This is a genomic window from Ruminococcus sp. RTP21484sp1_RTP21281st1_A8_RTP21281_210402, assembly GCF_040914025.1.
Taxonomy (GTDB): Bacteria; Bacillota; Clostridia; order Lachnospirales; family Lachnospiraceae; genus Blautia_A; species Blautia_A faecis.
Window position 1 is genome coordinate 1 of sequence record NZ_JBCPGE010000030.1, and the last position, 25452, is coordinate 25452.

Sequence of the window (25452 nt, forward strand, 5' to 3'; positions counted from 1 at the left end):
GATATAGCCAATCATGATTCCGGCAACCAGAAGGGTGGCCATGTGCTTGATCCTTTTTGAAATCAGAAGAATAAAACCTATGGAAATCAGGGAACCAATAAAAGCTGCAATGATCAGAGTGTAAGAAGTTACGTTTACGGCTCTGCCAAGATAATAAATCATGGTAAGAGCTACTACCATTTTCGCACCGGAAGAAATTCCCAGAACAAAAGGTCCTGCAATGGGATTTTCAAAAAAGGTCTGGAGAAGAAAACCAGATAGGGATAAGGCACCTCCAAGAATGGCAGCCATCAGGATCCTGGGAAGACGGATTTTCCAGATGATGCTGTATTCTTTTGTATCTGTGGCTTTTTTCAGCAGGATATCTATAATCTCAGACAGAGAAATATGAACATTTCCTGTGTTGATATTCAAAACTGTGATCAGGCCAAAAGCCAGGATCAGCAGAATGAAAACCATAGCATAACGAGATCGTCTCTTAAAATTTTCCATGTGGAAGCTGGTTCCAGCGGATTGATTGCTCATTTTATTTTTCTCCATTTTTGTTTCATTTACAACAGAACCTGCTGTCAGCTCAGCTTATGAAGAAAAGTCATATCCTCTTCACTTCCGCCGGTAAGCATCAGGTTCAGATCTGTGATCAGTTCACCAATTGTATCTGTATGCTGGTACATGGAATCATCAGTTACCCAGACATTTCCCTCTTTTACGGCTTTAAAATCAGCCATCAGACTTTCTTTTGCAAGAAGATCGTCTATGCTTTTTACAGACGCATCAATACTGGAGTTGTAGATCAGATAATCTGCATCTGCCGCAGTATTATAGAATTCCTCCATGGTAATGGCAACGGAAGTTTTTCCACTGTCATCCTGAAGATCTGCGAATACATTTCTTCCACCGGCAATCTCGATCATACTGGAAATATAATCTTTAGGATTACGTACTACAGGAGAACCGCTGGTATTGATGTAGAAAAACGCAACTGTTTTTTCCGTATTTGTAAAGTCCTTTAGCTTCTCAATAACCTGTGCCTGCTGGTCAAAAAAGGTCTTTGCCTCCTCTTCTTTGTTCATCATTGCGCCATAAAGCTTGATCCACTCTGTACGTCCAAGGGGCTGGCTCTCATAGCTGGAGCGGTCGGTGAAAACAGGAATTCCAAGAGTTTCGATCATCTCCTGTACCTTCGGTGCATGAAGGATCATGGTAGACTCTATTGCAAGATCACAGTCGTCACCTACCAGAAGTTCGTAATCCGGTTCATCGTATTTTCCCGCAAAAGTCATTTCGCCGTTATTGATAGCATCAGCTGCTGATTGGATATACCAGCCGGAAGCATCGAGACCTGACAGCTTGATGGAGTCTACACTTCCGATTGCATCGAACAATGCCATTGGGGAAGTGGCTGCCATGTAGATGGTGTCAAGTGGCTGCTGAAGGATCTGGATTTCAGGATCCAGATCATCGGGTGCCTCTTTGCCCTCTGGGACGATCAGATATCTGGCATCATCATGGATGTCCAGAAGTTTGTAACCGTCATTATAATAATACACATCAAAGCATTCTGCAAAAGACAGATCCATGGCGGATTCATAGGTCAGACCTGCAATTTCAGGTGCAGCATTTTTTTCTGATGTGTCAAAAGAAGTCTCCCCGGAAGCATCTGCTTCCAGGTTCTCCTCTTCTGCCCATACCGGAGTAATGGCAGTAAATGTCATAACTGTTGCTGCAAAAATACTTAAAATTTTATATTTCAGCTTTTTGTCATACATTTTTATTTTCTCCTGCTGATTATTCTTGCTACTGTGCATATGGTGAAGAATAATAATTTATTCTTCCTCATCAGTTACAAAAATTGCTTCGTAAGCTTTTTCCCACTCAGCTTTTGCATTGTCATCCTTTTCATCTGCAGAACGGTCCACGATAAACGGGATTTTCAGAGTGGAATATTTCTCTGCGGAATCTTTCAGAAGGTTTTCTTTTGCTTCTGTGTCTGCTTCCTTTGTCGGGAGAATATCAGAAGAAAGGATAGAAATACCGCACTGACTCTTTACAAGAGCTTTGTAATCTGTATCTTCATCTTTTCCTGCAAAAGTTACGGAACCATCTTCCAGAGCAGCTGTAAGGCTGTCTACCGTACAGTCCTCTTTTTCCATTCCAAGAGCAGTAACTTTGTCTGTAAGATCAAGCTTATCCAAAATGTTAAGAGCATCTGTGGAAGCCACATAAGCAGATTCTACCAGCTGGTTGATCACGATTACATCTTTATCAAGTCCTGCAGGGATAACAGCACCCTCAGGTACGATCAGGTATTTTACAACATTGCCCATGTAGAGCTTTTCTGTACCTGTAAGTTCCTGGGAATCAGCAGCTTCTGTTTTTGCATTTTCTTTTCCGGAATCAACAGTTTCCGGTTTTCTTGCAGTATCTGTTGTCATATCTACTTCAAGAAGGGTAATGCCCTTTGCGTAGTGATAAAGCTTAAAGTATTTTGCATGCTCAAGAGTAGTTTCGTCTTTATACTCAAGACCTGTGATCTCTGGTGCAGAATCATCCAGCTTCTTGTTTCCTGTGGAAAGCATGCTGTTGTCATCTGCCGGGTTATCCTTGTCTGTTTTCTTCGGATCGTTTGCACCCTTTAAAGCGATATAAATGGTGTAAGTGATTTCATGAGGCTGGGACATTCTGGTTGTCATACCAATGATCGTATTATTCTGGTTCAGTGCTACCGGAATTGTGAAAGTAGAAGTTCCGCCGCCGCATGCACCGTAGTATTTATTTCCATTGGCTTTTACATAACCGTAATATTCACTGCTGAATACAATAGTCGCATATGCCTGACCATTTGTTACCGTAACTTTGTTACAGGAAATGCTGACCTTTCCAGAACCACCAGACCAGGAGAAGCTGTCAGGAGTATAGGTTCCATCTGCTAATGTAGTAGAACTGTTTACAGATACTGTTCCGCCGCTTAAGTCAGATTCGTATTTGGATTCCTCTTCCGGTTTCTTGTCTGGCTTTGGAGTTGCTGTTGGTGTAGGGGTTGCTGTCGGTTTTTTATTTGGTTTTGCAGTGGGTGCAGGAGTTGCTGTGATTGTTGTGTCAGGAGCAGTGTCTGGCTGCGGATCATCCTGTACGTCACCTATCTTATTCAAAGTGCTGGACTGGAAAGTCAGGATCCTGTCATACCAGATCTGGTTTTTGTGGGAAAAAGCAGCAACTGCAATTCCATTGTCCAGGGCTTCAACAGGAATCTCATATGTATATTTGCCATTTGCGTCTGCCACATATGGAACCCAGGTGGAGGAATCTGCTGCGGCAGCTTCTTCTTTTGTTCCCAGACATAGATAGTCGTAACCAGTTCCGCTTAAAGTAAGAACAGCTGTCATTTTTCCGTTTTTGGAAGTAAGGACACAGTCAATTACACGGAACATAGATGAACTGGAGTTTACTGTAATATTATAAATTCCGCTTGCACAGCTGCCTGGAGCAGGGGTTGCTGTTGGCTCTGGGGTGGTGGTTGCTTCCGGAGTTGTGCTTGGCACTGGAGTTTCAGTTGGTGCCGGAGTCTCAACTGGTGCTCCGGTAGGCGCCGGAGAAACAGTTGGTTCCGGTGTTGGAACAGCCTCTCCATATCCTGGAACTGCCGGTACGGTAATCGTCAATATACCCTTGTACCAGTTCTGGCTCTTCTTGGAATGAGGAACGACTGCTATTGTCTGAGCTTCCTTGCTTGCAGTAACTTCAAAAGTGTAGGTATAGCCTCCTGCACTGTTTTCAACTCCTTTGATGGCATTTGCTTCTTTATCGGAGTCATTGAAACTGCCAAGATAGATCATGTCATAATTCTGTTTTGCAGTAGAAAGTGTGACTATATATTTGTCCGCAGAAACCTTTATTGTGGAACCGGTGATTACGAACATTGCAAATTCATTACCGTTTTCTTTTTCAAGCTTGATTCCGGCGTCTGTAATTTCATTCTGAGATGGTGCCTGGGTTGGAGCTGCAGTTGGTTGTGGAGTGGCAGTTGGCTCCGGGGTTGCAGTTGGCTCTGGAGTAGCAGTTGGCTCTGGTGCAGCTGTAGGCTGTGGAGTTTCTGCTTCTTCATTTTTGCTTTCTTCAGCAGGTGATGCAGTAACCTCAGGAGTGGTCTCAGAGGCAGGTGTTTCTGTAGCAGCAGGTGTCTCTTTCACAGCAGAGGCATCCACTGCTGCCGGAGTTACTGTAGTGTCAGTGTTTTCTTCCTCAGCTGTTGCGTTCTCCTGCACAGGAGTCTCAGCAGCAACAGCAGTCTTCTCCGCCTCTGTTTCTGGAGTTGGTGTAACAGAAACCTGTACGTTTGCATCCTCATTTTCTGCCTGTGTAAGTACAGCAGGAGTGACCGTCATCGCGACGGAAAGGAACAGTGCAAGAAAGCGTTTTGAATTTCTTTTCATTTCTTTTTCCTCGATTCTTCCTATTATTTTATAATCTGAATAAATCCCAATTGCTTCTGGAGCCTGTTTGTACAATGGGCAATCCTGACAGGATTATTTCAAAAAAATGCCTGCTTCCTCTGAGAAAACAGGCACTAAAAATTCAATATATTGTATTATCAAATATATTAATAAGAATGAAGTACTTTCTTCGGAAGCTTTCATTAAACGAATTCAGCAGGTTTCCTGACTTACAGATCAACACAGAATCCATCCTTCTCAGCAATATACCAATGGTTTCACTGGATTCTACTCCCTGTTTACAGTGACCGGATCGTTCAGGACTTTCACCTGATTCCCTCTTAGAGCGTGTTGAAAAAATATTCCCACAATCTGCACGCTGTAGCAGACAGATATGTCTGGCACTGAAAACGGATTTATTCAATTCACCTCATTATAGCAGACCGTTATGTCGAAATCAATAGATTTATAGGGTTATTGCTTGTATTTACTGTACCCGACTTCATCTGTGCGGAGCAGTGTTCCATTCTCATCGTAGACACTGCGGTAGGTTTTACAGGTGTTTGGATCGGAATGCTCTGTAGTAATCTCTACCGTATTATTGTCAGTTTTGGTTCCGTAAATGGATACCGTTACGGCTTCCTCTTTTTCATCGTAAGAGGCTTCAATTTTAATTGGATAAGCAGTATTATTCTGAAAACGGAAATCCTGACCTCCCCACACCACTGCTGCGTCCAGACCATCCTCAACATAATCAATTCGGGCAGCGTGATTATGACGCTCAACAATGGTCAGATCAGACTGCAGGCATGCCATAAACAACGTAGTGGAAATCTGGCAGATTCCGCCTCCGATATCCTGGGCATGTTCGCCTCCTACAATTACAGTTGCTTCCCTGTACCCTCGTTCCTCAGTACGTGGACCTAAAGTATCGTTGTAGGAAAAAATCTGTCCTGGCTGAAGTTCCACTCCATCACAGGCTTCCACGGCAAGCTTCAAATTGGCAACACGGTTTTCGGTACCGCCGCCATATGTAGTATAAGTACCAAGAAGATTCAGATAAGGAAGGGCTTCTATCTCTTCTGTAGAAACTTCGGGCAGGGTTATTTCAAGGGGGATGGTAATCTTTGCCCCTTCTTTTGCTTTTTCCAGCTTCTTTGCAGCTGACCTCACATCAAATGAAATTCCGGTAACTGCCGGAATAATTTCATTATTTTCCCCCAGAGAAGCATCTGTGGCATCTGTATGTACTTTTTCATAATAGGCTTCCAGATCCAGTTCCTCTGGCGGTGTCTTCATAGTAGGACATTCGATAACAGCTTCATAATCTTCTATGGAAATTGCTTTTAGAATCGCTTCTTTCAATGCATCCATATCCGGACCGATTCCGGTTTTTCCCTTAGTGATAACCAGCTCTGTATCTGTAAGTTCACAGGAAGTCTGTATTGTGGTGGATCCCTTTGAAATTTCGGCCTCATCCAGAATCTTGTCCAGTTCGTCTTTATTTCTGGCTTCCGGCATAAGGGTGACTTCTTCCTTTGTCTTGCTGTTCATCAGTTCGATGCGGTCGGTTCCATGAGTAAACCAGGCACTATGCCCAAGAGCATAGGCACTTTCTACAATTGACTTTACATTAAGGCCGAGAACAGGATAGATAGACACCTTGAAGTTCTTTCCGTTCAGGGTAATAGTCATCTGTGTGTTCTCATATTTTTCCTGAAAATCTTTTGAAATTGCGTCAATGGCTTCCTCTTTGGTCATTCCCTGAATGGCTATACCGTTTATTTTAAGCTTCTTCCAGATTACATTATCTGTAAGAAAATGACACCACAGCCCATACGCGCCTACCAGAATCAGAACCAGGAACAAAACTTTGATCACACCGTTTTTCATTTGTTTTTTCATGTAATAATTTTACCTTTTGCAGTCTTTTTTAGAGCGTGTTTGAAAAAGGCTTTCTGCAAAATATATCGCAAAGTGGGGCGTGCAGATTGCAGGAATGATTTTTCAAACAGGCTTTAGAGCAATGGGGTAAAAAAGCATGTCCGGTTTCCGGTATGGCATGCAGCCCCTACCTGCTCTACTTTTGCCAGAATTGTATCATTATCACAGTCTATAGTCAATGATTTCACATACTGAACATGACCGGAGGTTAGTCCTTTGGTCCAGAGCTCGTTGCGGCTGCGGCTCCAGTAAGTCATTTTTCCCAGCTTCAGAGTGGTAAGGTATGCTTTCTCGTTCATGTACGCAAGCATAAGAACTTCGTCTGTTTTGTAATCCTGCACAATAACCGGAACCATGCCGTCACTGTTTAATTTGAAATCTGACCAGGACATTTTGGACTTTAATTGGTTCTGTTCCATATTTTTAATACTCCTTTATGAAAAATTCTTCTGCAATTATGCCACCTGCTTTCATGCTCAATTCAAAAAAAATGAAAACAAGTGGCATATATCATATCGTCTTAATTGTAATTCTGTTTGTTCTGCCTTTAGAGACTTCCCTTCGTAGAAAGCACATCTGTAATACGAGGATCATAAGCTACCGCCATATCCAGCGCCTTTGCAAAGCTTTTGAACATGGCTTCTGCCATATGGTGATTATTTCCCGGTGTTAGAACCTTAATGTGAAGATTCATGGCTGCCGCATAAGAAATGGCGTAAAAGAATTCCTTCACCATTTCTGTGGACATATCTCCAATTTTTTCACTGGTAAACGTACCTTCGAAGGAAAGATACGGGCGTCCCCCGAGATCAATGGCGCAAAGCACAAGACACTCATCCATTGGAAGGATGCAGCTTCCGTAACGCCTGATTCCTTTCTTGTCTCCAACCGCTTCTTTAATAGCTGTGCCAAGAACAATTCCCGTATCCTCAATGGTATGATGATCGTCAACCTGAAGATCACCCTTCACCTTTATATCCAGATCAAAAAGTCCGTGGCGGGTAAAGCCATCTAACATGTGATCGAAAAATCCCACACCTGTATCCAGACTGCTTTTTCCGGTTCCGTCCAGATTCAGCTTTATGGCAATTTTAGTTTCCTTTGTATTTCGTTCAACAGTAGCTTCTCTTGTCATGACTGCTCCTTTTTATCTTCCTCTTCAAAGCGGACTGCAATGGAGTTGGCGTGTGCAGTTAGCTGCTCTGAGGATGCAAACTGGATGATGTCCTTGTGGATTTCCTGTAATGCAGTCCTGGAATAATATACAATACTGGATTTCTTAATAAAATCGTCAACGGAAAGTGCAGAGAAGAACTTGGCTGTTCCGTTGGTAGGAAGAACGTGGTTCGGTCCCGCGAAATAATCACCAAGAGGTTCAGAACTGTACTCTCCAATGAAAATAGCGCCTGCATTTCGTACCTTCATCATTACCTCAAAAGCGTTCTTAGTGACAATTTCCATATGTTCCGAAGCAATCTCATTCGCTGCTTCAATTGCTTCATCCATATCTTCTGCAATAAGGATATATCCAAAATTCTCCAGAGATTTTTCGATGATCTCTTTTCTGGAAAGAACCTTCAGATAGCCTTCAATCTCTTTCTCTACATTCTGTGCCAGTTCTGTACTGGTAGTAATGAGGATTGCAGAAGCCATCTCATCGTGTTCTGCCTGAGAAAGAAGATCTGCTGCTACATAGTGTGCATTTGCAGTTTCATCTGCAAGGACAAGGATCTCACTTGGACCAGCGATGGAATCAATGCTCACATGTCCATAAACAGCCTTTTTTGCAAGGGCTACAAAAATGTTGCCAGGTCCTACGATCTTGTCTACCTTTGGGATGCTTGCAGTACCATAAGCAAGTGCTCCGATTGCCTGTGCACCACCAACTTTATAGATCTCATCAGCGCCTGCTTCTTTGGCAGCAACCAGAGTGGATGGATTTACTTTACCGTCTTTCCCAGGAGGTGTGGTCATAACGATGTGAGGTACTCCTGCCACTTTTGCCGGCACAATATTCATTAATACAGAAGAAGGATAAACTGCTTTTCCGCCTGGAACATAAACACCTACACGATTTAATGGTGTTACCTTCTGACCAAGCATGGTGCCATTTTCGGTACTGGTAAACCAACTGTTCTGACGCTGTTTCTCATGGTAGCTGCGGATGTTTACAAGTGCCTTGCGGATAACTTCCAATAAGGATGCATCAACTGCTTTATAGGCTTCTTCAATTTCCGCTTCGGTTACACGTATGGTTTCCGGAGTTACCTCTACTTTATCAAATTCTTTTGTGTAAGAAAAAAGAGCTTCATCCCCTTTTTCTTTTACATTTGCAAGAATATCTGCTACTGCTGCTTCGAACTTGCCGTAATTATTAGGGCTCCGTTTTAAAAGATTTTCCAGGATATCTTTGGTAGATTCTTTTGTTAATCTTACTGTACGCATTGTGATCGATCCTTCCAATTTTATTTTATTCCAGAAAAAAACAGTAATTTCAGATTACCTTTCGTAAATCTTCAATCAGCTTACTGATTCTTTCATTTTCCATTTTCATGCTTACCTGATTCACAACCATTCTTGCTGAAAGAGGGCAAACTTCTTCTAACACCTTCAGTCCATTTTCGCGAAGTGTGCTTCCGGTCTCAACGATATCTACGATCACTTCAGAAAGACCTACAATAGGTGCAAGCTCAATAGAACCATTCAGCTTAATGATTTCCACAGTCTGATGCTTCTTATTATAGAAATAATCTTTGGCAATGTTTGGATATTTGGTTGCCACACGAATTAGCTGATTTGAATTCAGAAGGGGTTTGGCACTTTCAGGTCCGCAAACACACATGCGGCAGGCTCCAAATCCAAGATCCATTACCTCGTAAAGCTTACGGCCTTCTTCCAGGATCGTATCCTTTCCGACAATTCCGATGTCAGCTGCGCCATATTCTACATATGTAGGTACATCTGGTCCTTTGGCAAGGAAAAAACGAAGCTTTAATTCTTCATTTACAAAAATCAGTTTACGGGAATCCTTATCTTTCATCTCTTCGCAGGTGATCCCGATTTTCTCAAGCATGGCAAGGGTTTTGTCTGCAAGTCTTCCCTTGGTAAGGGCAAAAGTCAGATATCTCATAATTCCACCTCACAAACCTTAGTTACTTTCTCTGGGCGAAGGGCTACATTTCTGCCCTGGGCGCGAAGCTCTTTGGCCTTCTGGATTGCCTGGATACGGTTTTCTTTGCGGTAAGTGATAACCGTAACGCCCTCCTCTCCCTCCATTTCGATTTTCTGTCTGGAAAGAGCCATCAGAAGGTTATCTACTACAATGGCAAACCCGATGGATGCAGCAGGCTTGCCGAAATGCTTCATCAGCTGATTGTAGCGTCCGCCCTTGATCAACGCTTCTCCTGTACCATAGGTATAAGCCTGGAAAATGATTCCGGTATAGTAATGATATTTGCTTAACATTGCAAAATCAAAAGTAACGTATTTCTCATAGCCGTAAACCTTCAGAAGCTCATAGATTTCTTCCAGACGCGCAACCGCCTTTAATGCCTGTGGATTGTCCGTAAGTGATTTTGCTTTTTCCAGAACTTCTGTCGATCCGAACATCTGAGGAAGCTGGGAAAGAACTCTTGCAAGGGATTTATCCATGTTCTTATTCTTTACAAGCTCTTCCACACCAAAATAGTTTTTCTGGGAAATCAGCTCCCGAAGCTCTTCTTCCTCTTCCTGGCTCATGCCTGTCTGGGCAAAAATCGCTTTATAATAATCAACCTGCCCAACGCTTACCTGAAATTCGGTAAGTCCTGTCGCAAGCAGACACTCTACCGTCATAGCCAGAATCTCTGCATCTGCTTCCGGTGAATCATCGCCCATACGCTCAACGCCCATCTGGGTTGTCTCTTTCAATCTTCCGCGAAAGCTGGAATTATTGATAAAAGTGTTGCCTGTATAACACAGACTTACTACCTCTTTTTCAGGGTTAAAATAGGTGGCACAGGCTCTGGAAACAGACGGTGTAAAGTCAGGTCGAAGAACAAGGGTATTGCCTTCTCTGTCAAAAAATTTATAAAGCTCCCTGGAGGGAATGGTTCCCACTTCTTTACTAAACACTTCAAAATATTCAAATGTGGGAGTTTCTATATCTTCAAAGCCATACTGATGGAATACACGGTGAAGCTTTTCCTGAAGCTTTTGTTTTCGGCTGCATTCCTGACTGTAAATATCCCGTACACCCTCCGGCGTATGAAAAATTCTCTGCATATCATGTTTCCTCCATGTTGTTTCTTGCTTGTTAATTACATAACACTTTATCACACTACTACGATAATGCAAAATCAATGTTGATTATAGTGGAATATTCCAAGATTGTCAAGACGAAGTGTTGCGTGGTTACTGTTCACTGGTAACATTCCGCGAGATGTTTTTTGTGAACAAAGTTCACAGAAAACCCGAGAGTTGCGGCGCGAAATCATGCAAAGCATGATTTCTGTGCATCGCGAAGCGTGTTACTGTAAACGGAGTGAACAGTAACGTTGCGTGTGTTATGGCAACACGCGTGTTTCCAGATCCAATTTTAATCCCTCTAAATAAGGAACCAGAAATCCGCTCTTTTTCGGCAGGTAATACTTTTCATCCAGTTCCTCCCTACGGAAGCTTTTCCGTCCGCCCTTTTCCATCCGTCTCCAGTATATCAACAGTTCCCGAAAAGGCAGATAATAAAATAAGTTCAACTGACTGAAAAATATAAGAAAAAATGCCACGCCATTCTGTTTTTCAAAGTCCTCCATAAATTTCACCTGGTGAGGATGAATATTTGCCAGAGGAAACGTCTGGGCGCTGCATTCCTTTGCATCAAAGCAGACAGGAATTCCCTGTACTGCACCTATATAGTCAACAGTACTTCGCTGGTCAAAGTATGCCAGAGTAATGTGACGGTTTTCTTTGTCCATGCGTACCGGAGTGATGGGAGTGGGAATCTTCTGTATCAGAGCAAGTCCCTTCTCCCTGTACTGCTCGTTTGTTCGGTTTACAAGGTCCTCCAGGGTAGAACCCCGGAGCCCTCTGCTGTTCCATGTCGCCATTCTTACGGTTCCTCGTAGCCAAGAAGCTTGATGGAAGGATAATATCTTACAACTGCTTTCCCTACGATCTGGTCAAAGCGGACGAACGTGTTCTTCCAGAAGCGGGAATCCTTAGAATCATTTCGGTTATCACCCAGCATAAAATAGCAATTATCCGGAACGGTATATGGACCGAAGCTTCCCTGCATTTTCTCTGGAATAAAGGAATCATCAAGAGCAGTCTCAGAACCGTCGATGTATACCTTTCCGTCTTTGATCTCAACAGTCTCTCCCGGAAGTCCGATCACACGTTTGATGAAAAGCTGGCTTTCATCATCCGGATACTTGAAAATTACAATGTCAAAGCGCTCGGGATCCTTTACTTTTTTGGAAATCTCATGTCCAAACAGATCCAGATTGATACCATATGCAAGACGGAATCCAAAGATACGGTCGCCGGTCATAATAGTCTTCTCCATGGATGGAGAAGGGATTTTTGCGTTGATCAGTACTACATTGTTGATAACCAGGACTATAGCAACTACAATGATGATCATTTTTATATAGTCCCATACTTCATGCCAGATTTTCATATTATTTATTCTCCTCTACGTGTTCTTCTTTCAGGATTTTTTGAAACAGATAAGGCAAAGGGGCCGTGAACTCTTTGCCAGACAGATAGGAAAGACGCCCTTCAATTTCCGGAATTTCCAACCTGTGTGCGTGAAGCAGCTGCGATTTCAGACCATACTTTCTGCGGTATTCATCGTTTAAGGTACGCCTGCCGTACTTGTAATCTCCAATAAGGGGATGACCAGTTCCTGCAAGGTGTGCCCTGATCTGATGTGTGCGTCCGGTGATCAGCTCCACCTCAAGAAGGGTAACGGTTCCGTTATCTTCAAGGGGACGGTATCTGGTCTCAATGGGAAGTGCTCCGGATGTTTCCGTTTCCTGTACTGTTACTTTATTACATTTTTCGTCTTTATGCAAATATCCTTTGACATATTTTTCATTTTTTATAACACCATTTACCAGGCAGCGGTAAAATTTGTGAAGGCTTCGATCATGAAACAATGAAGAAAGCTCCTGAAGTCCTGCCAGGGACTTCCCCGCAGCCACAAGTCCGCTGGTATTGCGGTCCAGACGATTGCAGACAGATGGGCGAAAGGTATGTAAAGACGCCTCCGTAACCGCTCTGCTTTCCAGAAGATACCCCGTCAGATATTCTACCAGTGATGGTTCCTTATCATCTGCAGGCTGGGAAAGCATTCCAACAGGTTTGTTAATCAGAAGGATATTGTCGTCTTCGTATACAATATCAAGCTTCTGATGAGCTCTTGCTACCGTTTCCTGTACTCCTGCAAATTTCCCGAAAGTCTCATCCGAAAGGAAAAGCTTTACGTGGTCACCAGTGGAAAGCTTCTCATTTCCAGTGGCCCTGCCGCCGTTTAAGGTAATATTTTTCTTGCGGAGCATTTTGTAAAAAAAGCTTTTTGGAGCTTCACGGAGAAGCTTTCCTAAATATTTGTCAAAGCGCTGTCCCGCTTCATTTTCATTAATAATAAACTCTTTCATGCTGGATATCCCCTTAGATACACAAATTCAGGATCACATGCTTCACCATTTCATCTCTGGTAAAATCCGGATATCTTGGATCTGGTGTAAAGTGAAGCCCCTCTTCTAAGGATTCCTTGTGTACATTCATAGAATCAAGCCGTTCCAGGAAAGGGCGAAGCTCTCCAAGAATTTTTACATCTACTTTATAACCATTTTTACGAACCAGCTTCTGGGCTTCTGCAGCCATAAAATTTGTATCTGCCTTCGGATCACTGGTATAACCGACTACGGTATTTCCGCATACTGCAATGGCATCTATGGTGCATTTTTTTTCATAGAAAGTCATATACATCTCGTACGCCATGACAAGATCACCCTGATGTGCATGGATCTTCTTGTACAGGACCGGATCTACAGGCTTTGCCAGATAGACCATGATCACATCTACCACAGCCTTACAGCCTGGAAGAGATCCTACCAGAGCAATGATAGTCCAGATAGAATTTCTGGTACCTAGGTAAATCCACATACTGATAAAAATAAAAACGGGGACACCAAGCATAATGGCAGCAATTATAATCCTGCGCTTTCGTTCACGCTTCAGATATCCGAATTCTCCTTTGTTTGTCTGCATTAATTTCATGAAAACACTCCTATTTCTGCTTTTTTCTTGTGTGATGATTACGGATGGTTTTCTTTGGTGCCGGACCATGCTTTGATTCTCTGTTACGCCCGGCATTCTCTGTATATTTGCTGTCACCATGCCCTTTTCTGACAGGCCGGATCAGACATTTTTCTCCATACCCAACCAGATCCATACGCCCTGCAATTTTCAATCCTTCGAGAACCAGTTCTCTGTTGACCGGATTCTTATATTGCATAAGTGCACGTTGAATGGCTTTTTCATGGGCGCTCTTCGGCACATAAACCTCTTCGCCTGTAAGAGGATGGATCCCCGTGTAATACATACAGGTAGACAGTGTAGAAGGTGTTGGGTAAAAGTCCTGCACCTGCTCCGGAGTAAAGCCAAGATCACGGACATATTCTGCCAGTTTCACAGCTTCTTTCATGGTACATCCCGGATGGGAGGACATAAAATATGGCACGGCAAACTGCTGTAAGCCAGCCTTCTTATTTGCCTTGTCAAATTCCTTCAAAAACTTCTCATACACTTCGTGGGACGGTTTGCCCATATATTTCAGCACCTGATTGGAAACATGCTCAGGAGCTACACGAAGCTGTCCGCTTACATGATATTTGGCAAGTTCATTAAGAAAAGTCTTGTCCGGGTCTGCCAACACATAATCGAAACGCACACCGGAACGGACAAATACTTTTTTTACTTTTGGAAGATCCCGGAGCTTACGAAGAAGAGAAACGTAATCTTTGTGATCCGCGGTCAGATTCTTACATGGCTCCGGAAACAGACAATGACGGTTCTTGCAAACGCCTCTGGTCAGCTGTTTCTGGCAGGAAGGCTGGCGAAAGTCTGCTGTAGGTCCGCCTACATCGTGGATATATCCTTTGAAATCTTTCTCCTCGGTCATGTGGACCGCTTCTTTCAGAATTGATTCATGACTTCTGGTCTGCAGGATTCTCCCCTGATGAAAAGTTAATGCACAGAAGCTGCAGCTTCCGAAACATCCCCTGTTGCTGGTAAGGCTGAATTTAATTTCCTCTAATGCAGGAATTCCGCCGTCTTTCTCATACATGGGATGATAATTTCCCGCATAAGGAAGATCATATACATCGTCCATCTCCTCCTGTGTAAGAGGTAATGCAGGTGGATTCTGGATCACGTAACCCTTTGTTCCGTAGAATTCGGCCATGGTTCCTGCTGTAAAAGGATCTGTATTCTGATACTGGATGGCAAAGCTTCTGGCATAAGCCTGCTTATCCGCCTGTACTTCATCAAAAGAAGGAAGTATGATCGGCTCGTAAGTGCGGGACAGATCCCTGCATTTATAGACGGTTCCTGCCACATAGGTAATTTCGCTGACAGGGATTCCGCTGTCAAGAGCCTCTGCAATCTCAATAATAGAATGCTCTCCCATTCCGTAAGAAATCAGGTCTGCGCCGGAATCTATGAGGATACTGTGCTTCACCTTATTTTCCCAGTAATCGTAATGTGCCATACGTCTGAGGCTTGCCTCGATTCCACCAAGAATTACAGGAGTTTTCTTAAAAGTCTGACGAATCAGATTACTGTATACAATAACAGCACGGTCCGGCCTCAAACCCATTTTACCGCCAGGAGAATAAGAATCCTTCTGGCGGTGCTTTTTTGCAACGGTATAGTGATTAACCATGGAATCCATATTGCCGGCACTTACAAGGAAGCCAAGGCGAGGCTCTCCAAATACGGCAATACTCTCCTTCCTGCGCCAGTCGGGCTGTGGGATAATTCCCACTTTATAGCCCCGGCTCTCCAGAAGGCGGCTGATAATAGCAGTACCAAAAGAGGAATGATCTACGTAAGCATCTCCTGTCACGTAGACAAAATCCACCTGATCCCAGCCTCTGTCCTCCATGTCTTTTTTTGTAACTGGTAAAAATTGTGACATCTATATTTTTCTCCTATGCACTGCTCATTCTGTAAGGCGTGTTCCAAGAATGGTGTGAACAAAATGAACAGTAACGTATTTTCGGACAGATTTATGAAATACAGCTCTTGCCTGGCTGATGTCCGATATTATGGTAAACAGCCTGGGCGCGGTAACCTTCCGCGATAATATCAAGCTGTCTGTGAAAACGCTCCAGCTGTTTCAAATCCTTGGTATGGAAAACACGAAGGAATTCTGTCTGAATTTTGGTAATCTCCCGTTCGCTTGATACGCGGTAAAGATTCTCTATATTATTGAGAATATCTTTTACAAGATTGGACTGCATCTGGGAAGAATTCTGGGCATCCATGATTTCATCGCGCACAGAAGACATTTCCTGATCCAGCAAAATAATAGCATCCGCGGCATTCGTCAGACGCTCTGCCACATGCGGTGGCATGTCCCCTTTATATTTGTACTGAAGGGAATGTTCGATCGTTGCCCAGAAGTCCATAGCCATGGTGCGGATCTGAATTTCCGCCTGCAGCTTCCGGGGACCATTTAATGTTTCTACTGTATAATAAATGATCAGATGGAGACTTCTGTAACCACTCTGTTTCACATGCTTCAGATAATTCTTCTCACTCTTAATGGTCATATCTGACCGGTTTTGGATCAGGGATGCTACTGTCTCAATATCTTCCTCAAACTGACAGATAATACGGATTCCAGCAATGTCTTCTACTTCTTCCTCCATGCGTTCCATAGGAATATGCTTGCGCTGCATTTTCTCCAGAATGCTGGATACACTTTTCACTCGTCCGCTTACCTGCTCAATAGGGGAATACAGATCATTTTCTCGATGTTCGCTGATAATGTGTTCAAATTTGACAATCAGTTCCCTGACTGCCAGTTCGTAGGGGCATAAAATGCTTCTCCATAACTGTATTTCCATATAAATCGCTCCTTACAGAATATGGGCATTGTATTATGAAAAATATTCCGCAGTTAAATTTAAGTGTGTCTGCCCATATGTTTAATTATTATAGCATATATTTCAAAAAATTTGTTATCAATAAGTGTATTTTTTTACTTTTTTCTCCATTGCCTGTAAGACATAGTAAGGGTTTACACTCAGTTCCTCTTTTCCCTGTGGATTTATGTAGATTCCCAGATGAAGATGAACCGGAAATTTTCCGGACATTCCTTCTTCTCCGTATCCGGTATCTCCCATGAATCCAAGAATCTGCCCCGCTTCCACTGCTTCACCTGTCTGAAAATATTTTTCATAGGATGCAAGATGGGCATAATAAAAATACCCTCCATGAGGAGAACGGATTCCGATCCGGTATCCGCCAAGAGGAAGCCATCCGATTTTTTCTATTTTGCCATCAGTCATGGAAATCACAGGATAAAATCCGGATTGAGAAACCCTGCCAAAGAGATCGCAGCCTTCGTGCGTCCGGCTTCCACCATAGCTTCGAGCAGCGCCAAAGGTGTTTTCATAAAAAATCTCTTGCCATATTTCTCTATCGTTTCTGATCGGAATGGGAAAATTTTCCAGATCTTTCCAGACAGCCAGATAACAGCTTCTCAGGTCATAATAGGCTTTGGGCTTGAAGCGGAGATATGCTTCCCTGTTCCCGGAAAGATATTTTGGAAAAAATTTTCCATTCAGCATAGTTGTTGTAAGAAGATCGGCAAATTCTCCATCCGAATGTACTCTTTCTTCTAACTCTGCATATAGCGCAGACGACAAAGCCTGTTCCCGGAAGCTTTCTGTAAAACAGGTGTCCGGTTTTAACAGGGAGGCCTGGCTTCTTTGCTGAATAAAATTCTGAAGCAAGATAAGCAGCGGCAAAAGAAAAAGAAGAAGGAGTAAGTGTTTCCCGGTCTTTCTTTTCATGGCATTTCCTCTCTTTAATATATGGGAAAAGGTGGATGATTTTTTTGTTACCAGTAAATAGTAACGATTTTTTCACCCTCAGATAATATATGGAAAATCAAAAAAATTAGAACAAAAAATCAGCTGTATGGAAAATATTTTTCCAAATACAGCTGATTCGAATGATCAAAGGCTATGGCAGCCACAGTTACTATTTAATGGGGGTATGCCAAAAGCTTTATGAAAAACAGGCTTTTAAATATACATGTAATTATCAGTCTTTCAAATTTTTCAATACTTCTGTCAGATATTCCCAAACCCGTTTCACAGAAGCCATATCAAGGCGTTCTTTGCTGGTGTGGATGTCCAGAATATCCGGTCCAAGAGAGGTACAGTCAAGGTTTTCCATTCGCTCATAAAAAATACCACATTCCAGACCGGCATGAATGGCAACTACCTCCAGGTCTTTACCGTACATGTTTTTATAAATTTCTACCATCTTGTCACGAAGAGGAGAAGCTTTACGATACTCCCATGCAGGATAAGCCCCCTCAGTCTCATATTCGCCTCCCAGAAATTCTGTCAGATATTGAATTTTATGGGAAAGAGCCTCTTTGGCAGTTCCTACAGAGCTTCGGATACTGGTCTGTACAAACAACTCGTCCCCATACAGCTTCAGAATTCCGGGATTGCAGGAGGTTTCCACCAGATTTTCTATGGTACCACTCATTTTCTTAACACCAAATGGCATGTTCATCAGATAAAAAAGCACTTTTTCCTGGCTGGTGGGATGAAGAACCTGTGCATCCATATCCCCTTCTTCTGTTATCTGAATTGTAATAGTATCATCTGTACCAGTGTATTCTGCCCGGAAATCCTTCTGCATTTTCTTTGCAAGGGAAGTGATCTGAGAAATTTCTTCCGGAAGCACAAGAAGAACCGCTTCGCATTCTTTTGTAATAACGTTGTCCTGCTGACCACCTTCTAATTCTTTTAATGCATAGCCACAGACATGGGAAAGTTCATAAAGAAACTGTCCCATAAGAATATTGGCACTTGCGCGGTTTTTGTGTATTTCAGCTCCGGAATGGCCTCCCACAAGTCCACAGACTTTTACGTTAACTTTTCTGCCGGAAGCGTCCACACGCCGGACTGGCAGATAAGAATTTCCAGCAACACCACCAGCGCAGCTTACCCACAGACAGCCCTCTTTTTCAGAATCCAGATTGATCATTCTTCTTCCCTTCAAAAGGCTGCAGTCGAATCCGTCAGCGCCCAGAAGCCCCGTCTCTTCATCGACGGTGAAAACAACCTCCAAAGCCGGATGCGGCAAATCTGTGCTGTCTAAAAGCGCAAGGCCATAAGCCACTGCAATTCCGTCATCGCCGCCAAGAGTAGTGCCCTCGGCTGATAAAAAGCCATCTTTCACAACCAGCTTTAGTCCATCCTTTGTAAAATCATGTTCGATTTCCGGGCATTTCGCACAAACCATATCCATATGTCCCTGAAGGATGACTGTGGGCGCGTTTTCGTAGCCAGGTGTTGCAGGTTTATAAATCACAACATTATTCATGTCATCCTGAACATATTTCAAATCATGTTCCTTTGCAAAATTCACCAGATAATCACTGATTTGTTTTGTATTTCCTGAACCATGTGGAATACCACAGATTTCCTCAAAATAGTGAAACACATTTTTGGGTTCGAAGTTTTCTAAAATTGCCATATGGGTTACCTCCAAAATTTTATATATGGTTTGTATTTATCTTTTCGGCATTTTGAGACAGAAACAGAATATAAATTTTATATAATGATTTTTTAAACATACTTCAGGCTGCTGAACACAACCTGACTATAACTTCACATGTTGGGCTTTTATTTTAATAACGAGGTCAAAATGAAGAAAAAAATAATCCTGCTTTCTGTTATCCTGCTTTTACTCTTCCTTCTGTGTTACCCGGCCGAAGCTCTTGCTGCGGCAAGAAACGGACTGAAACTGTGGTTGGAGACCTTACTGCCTACCCTTCTTCCGTTTATGATCCTTACAGGAATTCTGGTGCACACAGATTGGATTACAAAAATTTTACAACCAACTGCTCCTTTTTTCAAGGTCGTTTTTGGGCTTTCTCCGGGAGGAGCCTATGTATTTCTTCTGGGACTTCTCACCGGTTACCCTATGGGGGCAAAATTAACCGCAGATTTGTATTATGCTGGAAAAATCAGCCGGCAGGAGGCTGAATATTTGTTAACTTTCTGCAATAATCCAAGTCCGGCCTTTCTTATTACTTATGTGGGACATATCTGTCTGGAGGGAAAATTACATATTGGTTTTCTTGTGGGGATTCTGTTTCTATCAGACATGATCTGCATGTGTTTTTTTCGCTTTACATTCTATAGAAAAAACTCACTGCTTTCCTTTTGTACGCAAAAAACATCTGAGCAGGAATATACTTCTGCCAGGCTCCTGGATTTTGTCATTATGAATAGTTTTGAAACTATGGCAAAACTGGGGGGTTATATTCTTATGTTCTCTATTCTGTCCGCAGCCATAAGTCATTTCTGGTATCTTCCGGCACAGGGAAAATATATTCTTCTCGGACTGATAGAAGTTACCACTGGTCTCCATGGGCTCCTGCTGTCCGGGTTTTCTTATTCACTTCGTGTACTTCTTGCACTGTGTATGAGTGCATTCGGAGGATTCTGTATTATGGCGCAAACAAAAAGCGTACTTGGAAAGGAACTCTCCCTTCATCCGTACGCTTCTGCCAAATGTATGAATGCAGCAGTTACTGCTGCTCTCATACTTATATTCTTATAAACATGATCCCTGCTCACATAAAACATTTATAGAATAGTTTTAGTGAATCACAATCAGATAAAGTCTGCTATATTTCGCGCAGCAAAATTAGTTATCGCCAATCTCGTCCAGAAGAGCTTCATCTTCCTTGGAAGCCTCTGTATCAGCCGGCTGATAAGAGCCGGACATTGCAGCTGCCTGAGCAGTCTGTGGCGCAAGCTCCTGACGGTTATGGTTTACAACATCCATGCATGCCTGAAGAGCATCGATGAATCCTTTATATTTGCCGCCAGCATCCTCAAGAGTCTGGGTAAGTACGGAACCGATGTTTGCCATCATGTCATCTGTGTATGTGATCGCGCTGAGACGAATGCTGTTAGCATCCTGTGTAGCGGAATCCAGAATCTCCTGAGCCTGACGATTCGCTGCATTGATAGTCTCGTTTGCCTGCGCATATGCTTTCTGCATGATCTCATGCTGGGTAACAAGCTCCTGAGCTTTATTCTGTGCATCTGCGATCAGTGCATCTGCCTTTGTCTGTGCATCCTCAAGGATGGCATCCTTATTGCTGATGATCTTCTGATAACGTTTGATCTCGTCTGGAGTCTTAAGACGAAGTTCACGAAGAAGCTCTTCGATTTCTTCTTTATTCACTACAATCTTAGTTGTAGAAAGTGGCTGATATTTACAACTGTCTACATATTCTTCGATTTCTTCAATGATCTGTTCAATTCTGCTGCTCATAGTAAACTCTCCTTATTCTATTTCTTCAAATCGTGCATTTTTTTCTTAACAGCTTCGGTAATTTCCGGCGGAGCAAATTTGCTCAGGTCGCCATCATAGCCTGCTACTTCTTTCATAATAGTAGAGCTAAGATATGCATATTCCAGGCTTGTCGTCAGAAACACGGTGTCAATATCCGGAGCAAGCACTCGGTTTGTCTGTGCCATCTGCAGTTCAAATTCAAAATCTGTAACTGCACGAAGCCCGCGCACGATCACCTGTGCATGATTCTCTCTGGCAAAGTTCACAGAAAGACCCTTGAATGCCTTGATTTCTACATTCTCCATGTCTTTTGTTGCCTTTTCTAGTATATTAACACGTTCTTCAACAGAAAACAACGGACTTTTTGCAGAATTATGCAAAACTCCTACGATTACTTTGTCGAAAGATACGCTTGCACGCTTGATTATGTCCAGATGACCATAAGTGGCCGGATCAAAACTTCCTGGATAAACAGCTATTACCATGTATTTTTCTCACTTTCCCCGGCATAAAAAGATATGCTTGTTAGTTTTGTATTCTTTGGAACGCAGCTGTCTGTAGCCAAGATCTTCCACATAACCGAAATCTGTAGTAAGGTCAGCTTCCACGATGATCAGTGTATTCTCATCCAGAATACTGCTGTCCTGAAGGTATTCCAGAACCTGACGCTCCAGCTCATGGTTATATGGGGGATCCATAAATATGCAGTCGAAAACGCCCTTTCCTTCTAAGGAACGAAGGGCCTGCATCACGTCCATATTCAGCAGTGTACCACTATCTGCAAGTTTTGTAAATGTCAGATTTTCTCTTATGCATGTGCATGCCTTGGGATTTTTTTCAACAAAAACAGCCCGAGCTGCTCCGCGGCTTAATGCCTCAATGCCGATTGCACCGCTTCCGCTGAACAGATCAAGGAAGTGACAATCCAGAAGTTCAGGCTGAAGAATATTAAAAAGAGTTTCTTTGATGCGGTCTGTGGTCGGGCGTGTGTCCATACCCGGCACAGTCTTAAGGTTCAGTCGTCTTGCTTTTCCTGCGATGACTCTCATTTCAGATTCAGTCTCCAATCCAGATCACCACGGGCCAGTCCAAGAATAAGAAGTTCTGCAGTAGCGATATTGGTCGCCACCGGAATATTATACTGGTCACAGCGCTTTACAATAGCTGTGATGTCTGGCTCCTTTGGATCTATCATAACAGGATTATAGAAAAGTATTACCATATCCAGATCCTGCCGCTCTACCATTTCCATGAACTGCTTATCGCCTCCGATACTGCCCGGTAAAAACTTATGGACATGAAGACCGGTGGCTTCCTCAATTCTTCTTCCTGTAGTGCCGGTAGCATATACTTCATGCTTGGCCAGGATGTTCTTATAAGCGATACAGAAATCTTCAATGAGAACTTTTTTACTATTATGTGCAATGATACCTAAATTCATAGTTCACCTCTCCCATTTCTTTCTGTTTATTGTACCAATTATAGCAAATTGACAAAAGAAGTGCAACAAAAACGTTTGAATATATACAAAATTCATTATTTGTTAAGAATTTGTTTTTAAATGACGTATTGATTTATTTGGTTTTTTTATATTTTATTGTGCAAATCAGCTCCGTATTCTACCGCTACGCTTCATTTTTTAGCCTTATTACATGAAAATTCTTCTGTATAAGTATATGAATACGCACAATTTTCATAATTTTCGCACATTTAAAGATAAAAATTTCACAATTTCTTTTTATATGTAAAAAAATATAACAACCCACTTTTTTTTGCATATTTATATGAGAAGCGTATTGTTTTCAATAGTTTTCAATAATCTTCACAGCTGATTTTTGTTTGTTTACACCACTTTTACACCATTTTATTTTCCTCCAAATCATCCCAAGGTTTCAGACCCATTTCCTCCAAGGTGATACCATACGGTGCACCTCCGGAGGTATAACCGGCAATAAAGAAAAATCGGTCATCTTGCAAGATCTCTTCTTTAGCCAGATTATCTCTTGTTTCTTTTTTCAGTTTTGCTCTCATCTGTTGTTTCTTTTGTTTCGCAACAGCTGCTTTTTCTTCCGGTGTTTTCTTATGTTTTTTTGTCATAAGTATTTCTAGTGTAATTCCATTCTGAATGCTTTCTTTCATCAGCATAATCATTGTATCAGGATAAAGTTCACAAAGTATCCGCAATACGTTCCCAAAAGTTCATGTCATTATTGAAATCGTACATATTTCAGTATAAAAAGTTCACTATTCAAATTCTGATTATTATTTCTCCACATACTCTTCTGCCATATGTACTGCCATAGCACCATCTGCCACTGCTGTTACTATCTGACGAAGTAACTTTGTTCTGACATCTCCTACAGCATAAACACCCGGAATACTCGTTTCAGTGTTTTCACCTGCCACAATATATCCTTTATTATCCAGTTCTATCTGATTATCTAAAAAATCTGTTGTCGGTTTTCTTCCTATACTCACAAACAGGCCGTCACATTCTATAATGTTTTCTTCTCCTGTAACTGTATCTTTCAACCGCACACCAGTCAATCGTTCTCCATAAATCAGTTCATTTACTGTATTGTTCCATCGAAACTCTATATTTTCAGTTTTCATCAGCTGGTCATGGTAGATTTTCGTTGCACGTAATGTATCTCTACGATGAACAATGATGACTTTCTTAGCAATTCGACTTAAAAGAGCAGCATCTGATACAGCAGAATTTCCACCACCAACAACCACCACGATCTTATCTTTATAAAACATACCATCACAGGAGGCACAATAAGCAACCCCATGACCTATCAATTCTTTTTCTTTAGCGAGACCAAGTTCTCTTGGATTTGCTCCAGTAGCAATCACTACTGTTTTCCCAATATAAATTCCCGAACTAGTTTCTACTCTCTTAAGCTTTCCTGTTAAATCCATATTAAAAACTTCAGCATATTCACTTTTAGCGCCAAATTTTTCCGCCTGTTTTTGCATTTTCTCTGCCAATGAAAATCCGTCAATTCCATTTTCAAAACCAGGATAGTTATCAATCTGCCAGGTCAATGACATCTGACCACCTGCAGATAATTTTTCTAAAACAATTGTATCAAATCCTGCTCTGGCTGCGTATAATGCTGAAGTATACCCTCCAGGTCCTCCCCCCACGATAATCATATCGTAAACATGATTTTCATTCATACAGCAGTCCTCCTTTTATTTTTCCAATGCTTCATTAATAAAATTCTCTATCATTATTTTTGATTCAGGTGCAACAATAGAATCTATTGCCTTTCCATCCCGATATAAAACCAGCGTAGGAATTATCTCAATCTTTTCAGCTTCTGCAATCTGTGGTTCTTCATCAATATTTACTTTTCCAGCAATAAGAATATCGCTGTATTCTTCACTTATTTTTTCATAAGCCGCTCCAATTCTACGGCAATAACCACACCAAGGTGCCCAGAAATCAACCAAAACCGGTTTTTCTTTATGAATTAATTGTCCAAACTTTTCTTTATTTATATTTATTGATGTCATATTTTTCAACTCCTTCTCCTGTTTGAACTTAATATATCGCATAAAAGATCTTGCTTCTGTGATGATATCACAGAAAAGATAATTTACTTTATTACACTTCTTTTTATTTCTATTTGTGGCATATGCCAGTTACATAATTGACGCATCTAAAAAAAGCAAGTATACTATATTCGTAAAGGAGATAACGGTTATGAACTTCGAAAATTGTTTTCCACTATGGAATGACTTAAATACAACACAGAAAAAAATAATTTCAGACAATTTAATCACACAGTATGTAAAAAAAGGGACAATCATTCACAATGGAAACCTGGATTGCACTGGATTATTACTGGTTAAATCCGGGCAGCTTCGAACCTACATACTTTCAGATGAAGGACGAGAGATTACACTTTACCGTCTGTTCGATATGGATATGTGTCTTTTATCCGCCTCATGTATCATACGCTCCATTCAATTTGAAGTAACCATTGAAGCAGAAAAAGATACTGATCTTTGGATCATCCCTGCTGAAATCTATAAGGGCATTATGAAGGAATCTGCTCCCGTCGCAAACTATACCAATGAGTTAATAGCCACCCGTTTTTCTGATGTCATGTGGCTGATTGAACAAATCATGTGGAAGAGTTTGGATAAGCGTGTTGCTTCATTTCTTTTAGAAGAGACCTCTATCGAAGGAACAAACGAGCTGAAAATCACTCATGAGACGATTGCTAATCATCTTGGTTCCCACAGGGAAGTTATCACTCGAATGCTTCGATACTTTCAAGGCGAAGGTCTCGTCAAACTCTCCCGCGGCCAAATCACAATCCTTGATTCAAAAAGACTGGAAACACTCCAAAGGTCATAAAATTGTTTTTCTGTAACATATAAAGAAGAATCCTCCATTTATCAGAATTATGAAAGTCATTCTAATAAATGGGGGATCTTTTTATGCTAT

General features: G+C 42.0%; 27 protein-coding genes and 1 riboswitch. Of the genes, 3 read left to right on the forward strand and 24 right to left on the reverse strand.

All coding sequences use genetic code 11. From position 1 onward, the window contains the following. The 4 genes from AB5170_RS14280 to AB5170_RS14295 form a co-directional block, all read right to left on the reverse strand. The coding region (locus tag AB5170_RS14280; RefSeq protein ID WP_368365081.1) for a FecCD family ABC transporter permease at positions 1 to 525 on the reverse strand (525 nt) is incomplete at its 3' end. 44 nt (positions 526 to 569) lie between these two features. Further along, on the reverse strand, positions 570 to 1769 hold the full coding sequence (locus AB5170_RS14285) for an ABC transporter substrate-binding protein (RefSeq protein WP_302673750.1): 1200 nt from the start codon (positions 1767 to 1769) through the stop codon (positions 570 to 572). 57 nt (positions 1770 to 1826) lie between these two features. Beyond that, complete coding sequence (locus tag AB5170_RS14290; protein WP_368361850.1) at positions 1827 to 4433, reverse strand: hypothetical protein; 2607 nt, start codon at positions 4431 to 4433, stop codon at positions 1827 to 1829. Positions 4434 to 4630: 197 nt separating this feature from the next. After that, positions 4631 to 4804: riboswitch (cobalamin riboswitch) on the reverse strand. Positions 4805 to 4907: 103 nt separating this feature from the next. Further along, positions 4908 to 6338, reverse strand: coding sequence for a VanW family protein (locus AB5170_RS14295; protein ID WP_368361851.1), 1431 nt, complete (start codon positions 6336 to 6338; stop codon positions 4908 to 4910). 79 nt (positions 6339 to 6417) lie between these two features. Between AB5170_RS14295 and AB5170_RS14300 the strand changes: the two genes are divergently transcribed. Then, a complete protein-coding gene (locus tag AB5170_RS14300) occupies positions 6418 to 6468 on the forward strand; it encodes a hypothetical protein (protein WP_368072645.1) in 51 nt (16 codons plus the stop codon). On the opposite strand, the gene hisI is transcribed toward AB5170_RS14300, so the two are convergent. The 13 genes from hisI to AB5170_RS14365 form a co-directional block, all read right to left on the reverse strand. Next, a complete protein-coding gene (gene hisI / locus AB5170_RS14305; protein WP_118583473.1) occupies positions 6452 to 6796 on the reverse strand; it encodes a phosphoribosyl-AMP cyclohydrolase in 345 nt (114 codons plus the stop codon). The genes AB5170_RS14300 and hisI overlap by 17 nt on opposite strands. A 128-nt stretch (positions 6797 to 6924) precedes the next feature. Next, entirely contained in the window at positions 6925 to 7512 is a 588-nt protein-coding gene (gene hisB / locus AB5170_RS14310; protein WP_195478327.1) for an imidazoleglycerol-phosphate dehydratase HisB, read from the reverse strand. Then, positions 7509 to 8822, reverse strand: coding sequence for a histidinol dehydrogenase (gene hisD / locus AB5170_RS14315; protein WP_368365082.1), 1314 nt, complete (start codon positions 8820 to 8822; stop codon positions 7509 to 7511). Before hisD ends, hisB begins: the two co-directional genes overlap by 4 nt. Positions 8823 to 8871: 49 nt before the next feature. After that, positions 8872 to 9507 carry an ATP phosphoribosyltransferase gene (gene hisG / locus AB5170_RS14320; RefSeq protein ID WP_148463394.1) on the reverse strand — a complete coding sequence of 212 codons (636 nt, stop codon included), beginning with the start codon at positions 9505 to 9507 and terminating at the stop codon, positions 8872 to 8874. Continuing rightward, complete coding sequence (gene hisZ, locus AB5170_RS14325) at positions 9504 to 10640, reverse strand: ATP phosphoribosyltransferase regulatory subunit (RefSeq protein ID WP_368361986.1); 1137 nt, start codon at positions 10638 to 10640, stop codon at positions 9504 to 9506. Before hisZ ends, hisG begins: the two co-directional genes overlap by 4 nt. A gap of 281 nt (positions 10641 to 10921) precedes the next feature. Continuing rightward, the gene (locus AB5170_RS14330) at positions 10922 to 11461 is read right to left on the reverse strand and encodes a Holliday junction resolvase RecU (protein ID WP_368361985.1); all 540 of its coding nucleotides are present in this window, start codon (positions 11459 to 11461) and stop codon (positions 10922 to 10924) included. 2 nt (positions 11462 to 11463) lie between these two features. Then, entirely contained in the window at positions 11464 to 12033 is a 570-nt protein-coding gene (gene lepB, locus AB5170_RS14335; protein ID WP_173716740.1) for a signal peptidase I, read from the reverse strand. A 1-nt stretch (position 12034) separates the two neighbouring features. Next, entirely contained in the window at positions 12035 to 13015 is a 981-nt protein-coding gene (locus AB5170_RS14340) for an RluA family pseudouridine synthase (RefSeq protein WP_368361984.1), read from the reverse strand. 13 nt (positions 13016 to 13028) lie between these two features. Then, the gene (locus tag AB5170_RS14345) at positions 13029 to 13640 is read right to left on the reverse strand and encodes a hypothetical protein (protein ID WP_368361983.1); all 612 of its coding nucleotides are present in this window, start codon (positions 13638 to 13640) and stop codon (positions 13029 to 13031) included. Between the two features lie 10 nt (positions 13641 to 13650). Further along, positions 13651 to 15561 (reverse strand): YgiQ family radical SAM protein, encoded by a 1911-nt coding sequence (locus tag AB5170_RS14350; RefSeq protein ID WP_368361982.1) that lies wholly within the window; start codon positions 15559 to 15561, stop codon positions 13651 to 13653. Between the two features lie 91 nt (positions 15562 to 15652). Next, on the reverse strand, positions 15653 to 16495 hold the full coding sequence (locus AB5170_RS14355) for a GTP pyrophosphokinase family protein (RefSeq protein WP_118583092.1): 843 nt from the start codon (positions 16493 to 16495) through the stop codon (positions 15653 to 15655). A 117-nt stretch (positions 16496 to 16612) separates the two neighbouring features. Continuing rightward, positions 16613 to 17446 (reverse strand): M23 family metallopeptidase, encoded by an 834-nt coding sequence (locus AB5170_RS14360; RefSeq protein WP_270432397.1) that lies wholly within the window; start codon positions 17444 to 17446, stop codon positions 16613 to 16615. A 253-nt stretch (positions 17447 to 17699) separates the two neighbouring features. After that, positions 17700 to 19151 carry an aminoacyl-histidine dipeptidase gene (locus AB5170_RS14365; protein ID WP_195700302.1) on the reverse strand — a complete coding sequence of 484 codons (1452 nt, stop codon included), beginning with the start codon at positions 19149 to 19151 and terminating at the stop codon, positions 17700 to 17702. A 171-nt stretch (positions 19152 to 19322) separates the two neighbouring features. Here AB5170_RS14365 and AB5170_RS14370 point away from each other — a divergent pair, with 171 nt between their 5' ends. Further along, entirely contained in the window at positions 19323 to 20243 is a 921-nt protein-coding gene (locus tag AB5170_RS14370; RefSeq protein WP_368361958.1) for a nucleoside recognition domain-containing protein, read from the forward strand. A gap of 87 nt (positions 20244 to 20330) precedes the next feature. Here AB5170_RS14370 and AB5170_RS14375 read toward each other — a convergent pair whose 3' ends face one another. From AB5170_RS14375 to AB5170_RS14405, 7 genes are all read right to left on the reverse strand, one after another. After that, positions 20331 to 20966 carry an ATPase gene (locus tag AB5170_RS14375; protein ID WP_118583101.1) on the reverse strand — a complete coding sequence of 212 codons (636 nt, stop codon included), beginning with the start codon at positions 20964 to 20966 and terminating at the stop codon, positions 20331 to 20333. A 17-nt stretch (positions 20967 to 20983) separates the two neighbouring features. Beyond that, entirely contained in the window at positions 20984 to 21472 is a 489-nt protein-coding gene (gene coaD, locus AB5170_RS14380) for a pantetheine-phosphate adenylyltransferase (protein WP_118583104.1), read from the reverse strand. 9 nt (positions 21473 to 21481) lie between these two features. Then, complete coding sequence (rsmD, locus tag AB5170_RS14385; protein ID WP_118583107.1) at positions 21482 to 22036, reverse strand: 16S rRNA (guanine(966)-N(2))-methyltransferase RsmD; 555 nt, start codon at positions 22034 to 22036, stop codon at positions 21482 to 21484. Further along, the gene (locus tag AB5170_RS14390) at positions 22033 to 22428 is read right to left on the reverse strand and encodes a methylglyoxal synthase (protein ID WP_021926957.1); all 396 of its coding nucleotides are present in this window, start codon (positions 22426 to 22428) and stop codon (positions 22033 to 22035) included. The genes rsmD and AB5170_RS14390 overlap by 4 nt, the downstream gene beginning before the upstream one ends. 413 nt (positions 22429 to 22841) lie before the next feature. Next, positions 22842 to 23084, reverse strand: coding sequence for a hypothetical protein (locus tag AB5170_RS14395; protein WP_173736064.1), 243 nt, complete (start codon positions 23082 to 23084; stop codon positions 22842 to 22844). A gap of 165 nt (positions 23085 to 23249) precedes the next feature. Continuing rightward, positions 23250 to 24173 carry a thioredoxin-disulfide reductase gene (gene trxB / locus AB5170_RS14400; protein WP_243874054.1) on the reverse strand — a complete coding sequence of 308 codons (924 nt, stop codon included), beginning with the start codon at positions 24171 to 24173 and terminating at the stop codon, positions 23250 to 23252. A 15-nt stretch (positions 24174 to 24188) separates the two neighbouring features. Further along, positions 24189 to 24512 (reverse strand): co-chaperone YbbN, encoded by a 324-nt coding sequence (locus AB5170_RS14405; RefSeq protein ID WP_005330449.1) that lies wholly within the window; start codon positions 24510 to 24512, stop codon positions 24189 to 24191. A gap of 115 nt (positions 24513 to 24627) precedes the next feature. On the opposite strand from AB5170_RS14405, the gene AB5170_RS14410 reads away from it, so the two are divergent. Continuing rightward, the gene (locus AB5170_RS14410; protein WP_368365083.1) at positions 24628 to 25362 is read left to right on the forward strand and encodes a Crp/Fnr family transcriptional regulator; all 735 of its coding nucleotides are present in this window, start codon (positions 24628 to 24630) and stop codon (positions 25360 to 25362) included. The last annotated feature ends 90 nt before the right edge of the window (positions 25363 to 25452 follow it).

Bases quoted from the DNA above. Each gene is read 5' to 3' on its own strand.
- trxB (WP_243874054.1), bottom strand. From the start codon at position 24,173: ATGAATGAAAATCATGTTTACGATATGATTATCGTGGGGGGAGGACCT.
- rsmD (WP_118583107.1), bottom strand. From the start codon at position 22,036: ATGAGAGTCATCGCAGGAAAAGCAAGACGACTGAACCTTAAGACTGTG.
- hisG (WP_148463394.1), bottom strand. From the start codon at position 9,507: ATGAGATATCTGACTTTTGCCCTTACCAAGGGAAGACTTGCAGACAAA.
- AB5170_RS14395 (WP_173736064.1), bottom strand. From the start codon at position 23,084: ATGACAAAAAAACATAAGAAAACACCGGAAGAAAAAGCAGCTGTTGCG.
- AB5170_RS14290 (WP_368361850.1), bottom strand. From the start codon at position 4,433: ATGAAAAGAAATTCAAAACGCTTTCTTGCACTGTTCCTTTCCGTCGCG.
- hisI (WP_118583473.1), bottom strand. From the start codon at position 6,796: ATGGAACAGAACCAATTAAAGTCCAAAATGTCCTGGTCAGATTTCAAA.
- AB5170_RS14405 (WP_005330449.1), bottom strand. From the start codon at position 24,512: ATGACATCAATAAATATAAATAAAGAAAAGTTTGGACAATTAATTCAT.
- AB5170_RS14370 (WP_368361958.1), top strand. From the start codon at position 19,323: ATGAAGAAAAAAATAATCCTGCTTTCTGTTATCCTGCTTTTACTCTTC.
- AB5170_RS14355 (WP_118583092.1), bottom strand. From the start codon at position 16,495: ATGGAAATACAGTTATGGAGAAGCATTTTATGCCCCTACGAACTGGCA.
- AB5170_RS14340 (WP_368361984.1), bottom strand. From the start codon at position 13,015: ATGAAAGAGTTTATTATTAATGAAAATGAAGCGGGACAGCGCTTTGAC.
- hisZ (WP_368361986.1), bottom strand. From the start codon at position 10,640: ATGCAGAGAATTTTTCATACGCCGGAGGGTGTACGGGATATTTACAGT.
- AB5170_RS14350 (WP_368361982.1), bottom strand. From the start codon at position 15,561: ATGTCACAATTTTTACCAGTTACAAAAAAAGACATGGAGGACAGAGGC.
- AB5170_RS14375 (WP_118583101.1), bottom strand. From the start codon at position 20,966: ATGAGCAGCAGAATTGAACAGATCATTGAAGAAATCGAAGAATATGTA.
- AB5170_RS14285 (WP_302673750.1), bottom strand. From the start codon at position 1,769: ATGTATGACAAAAAGCTGAAATATAAAATTTTAAGTATTTTTGCAGCA.
- AB5170_RS14330 (WP_368361985.1), bottom strand. From the start codon at position 11,461: ATGGCGACATGGAACAGCAGAGGGCTCCGGGGTTCTACCCTGGAGGAC.
- AB5170_RS14365 (WP_195700302.1), bottom strand. From the start codon at position 19,151: ATGGCAATTTTAGAAAACTTCGAACCCAAAAATGTGTTTCACTATTTT.
- AB5170_RS14295 (WP_368361851.1), bottom strand. From the start codon at position 6,338: ATGAAAAAACAAATGAAAAACGGTGTGATCAAAGTTTTGTTCCTGGTT.
- AB5170_RS14345 (WP_368361983.1), bottom strand. From the start codon at position 13,640: ATGAAATTAATGCAGACAAACAAAGGAGAATTCGGATATCTGAAGCGT.
- AB5170_RS14390 (WP_021926957.1), bottom strand. From the start codon at position 22,428: ATGAATTTAGGTATCATTGCACATAATAGTAAAAAAGTTCTCATTGAA.
- coaD (WP_118583104.1), bottom strand. From the start codon at position 21,472: ATGGTAATAGCTGTTTATCCAGGAAGTTTTGATCCGGCCACTTATGGT.
- AB5170_RS14360 (WP_270432397.1), bottom strand. From the start codon at position 17,446: ATGAAAAGAAAGACCGGGAAACACTTACTCCTTCTTCTTTTTCTTTTG.
- lepB (WP_173716740.1), bottom strand. From the start codon at position 12,033: ATGAAAATCTGGCATGAAGTATGGGACTATATAAAAATGATCATCATT.
- hisB (WP_195478327.1), bottom strand. From the start codon at position 7,512: ATGACAAGAGAAGCTACTGTTGAACGAAATACAAAGGAAACTAAAATT.
- hisD (WP_368365082.1), bottom strand. From the start codon at position 8,822: ATGCGTACAGTAAGATTAACAAAAGAATCTACCAAAGATATCCTGGAA.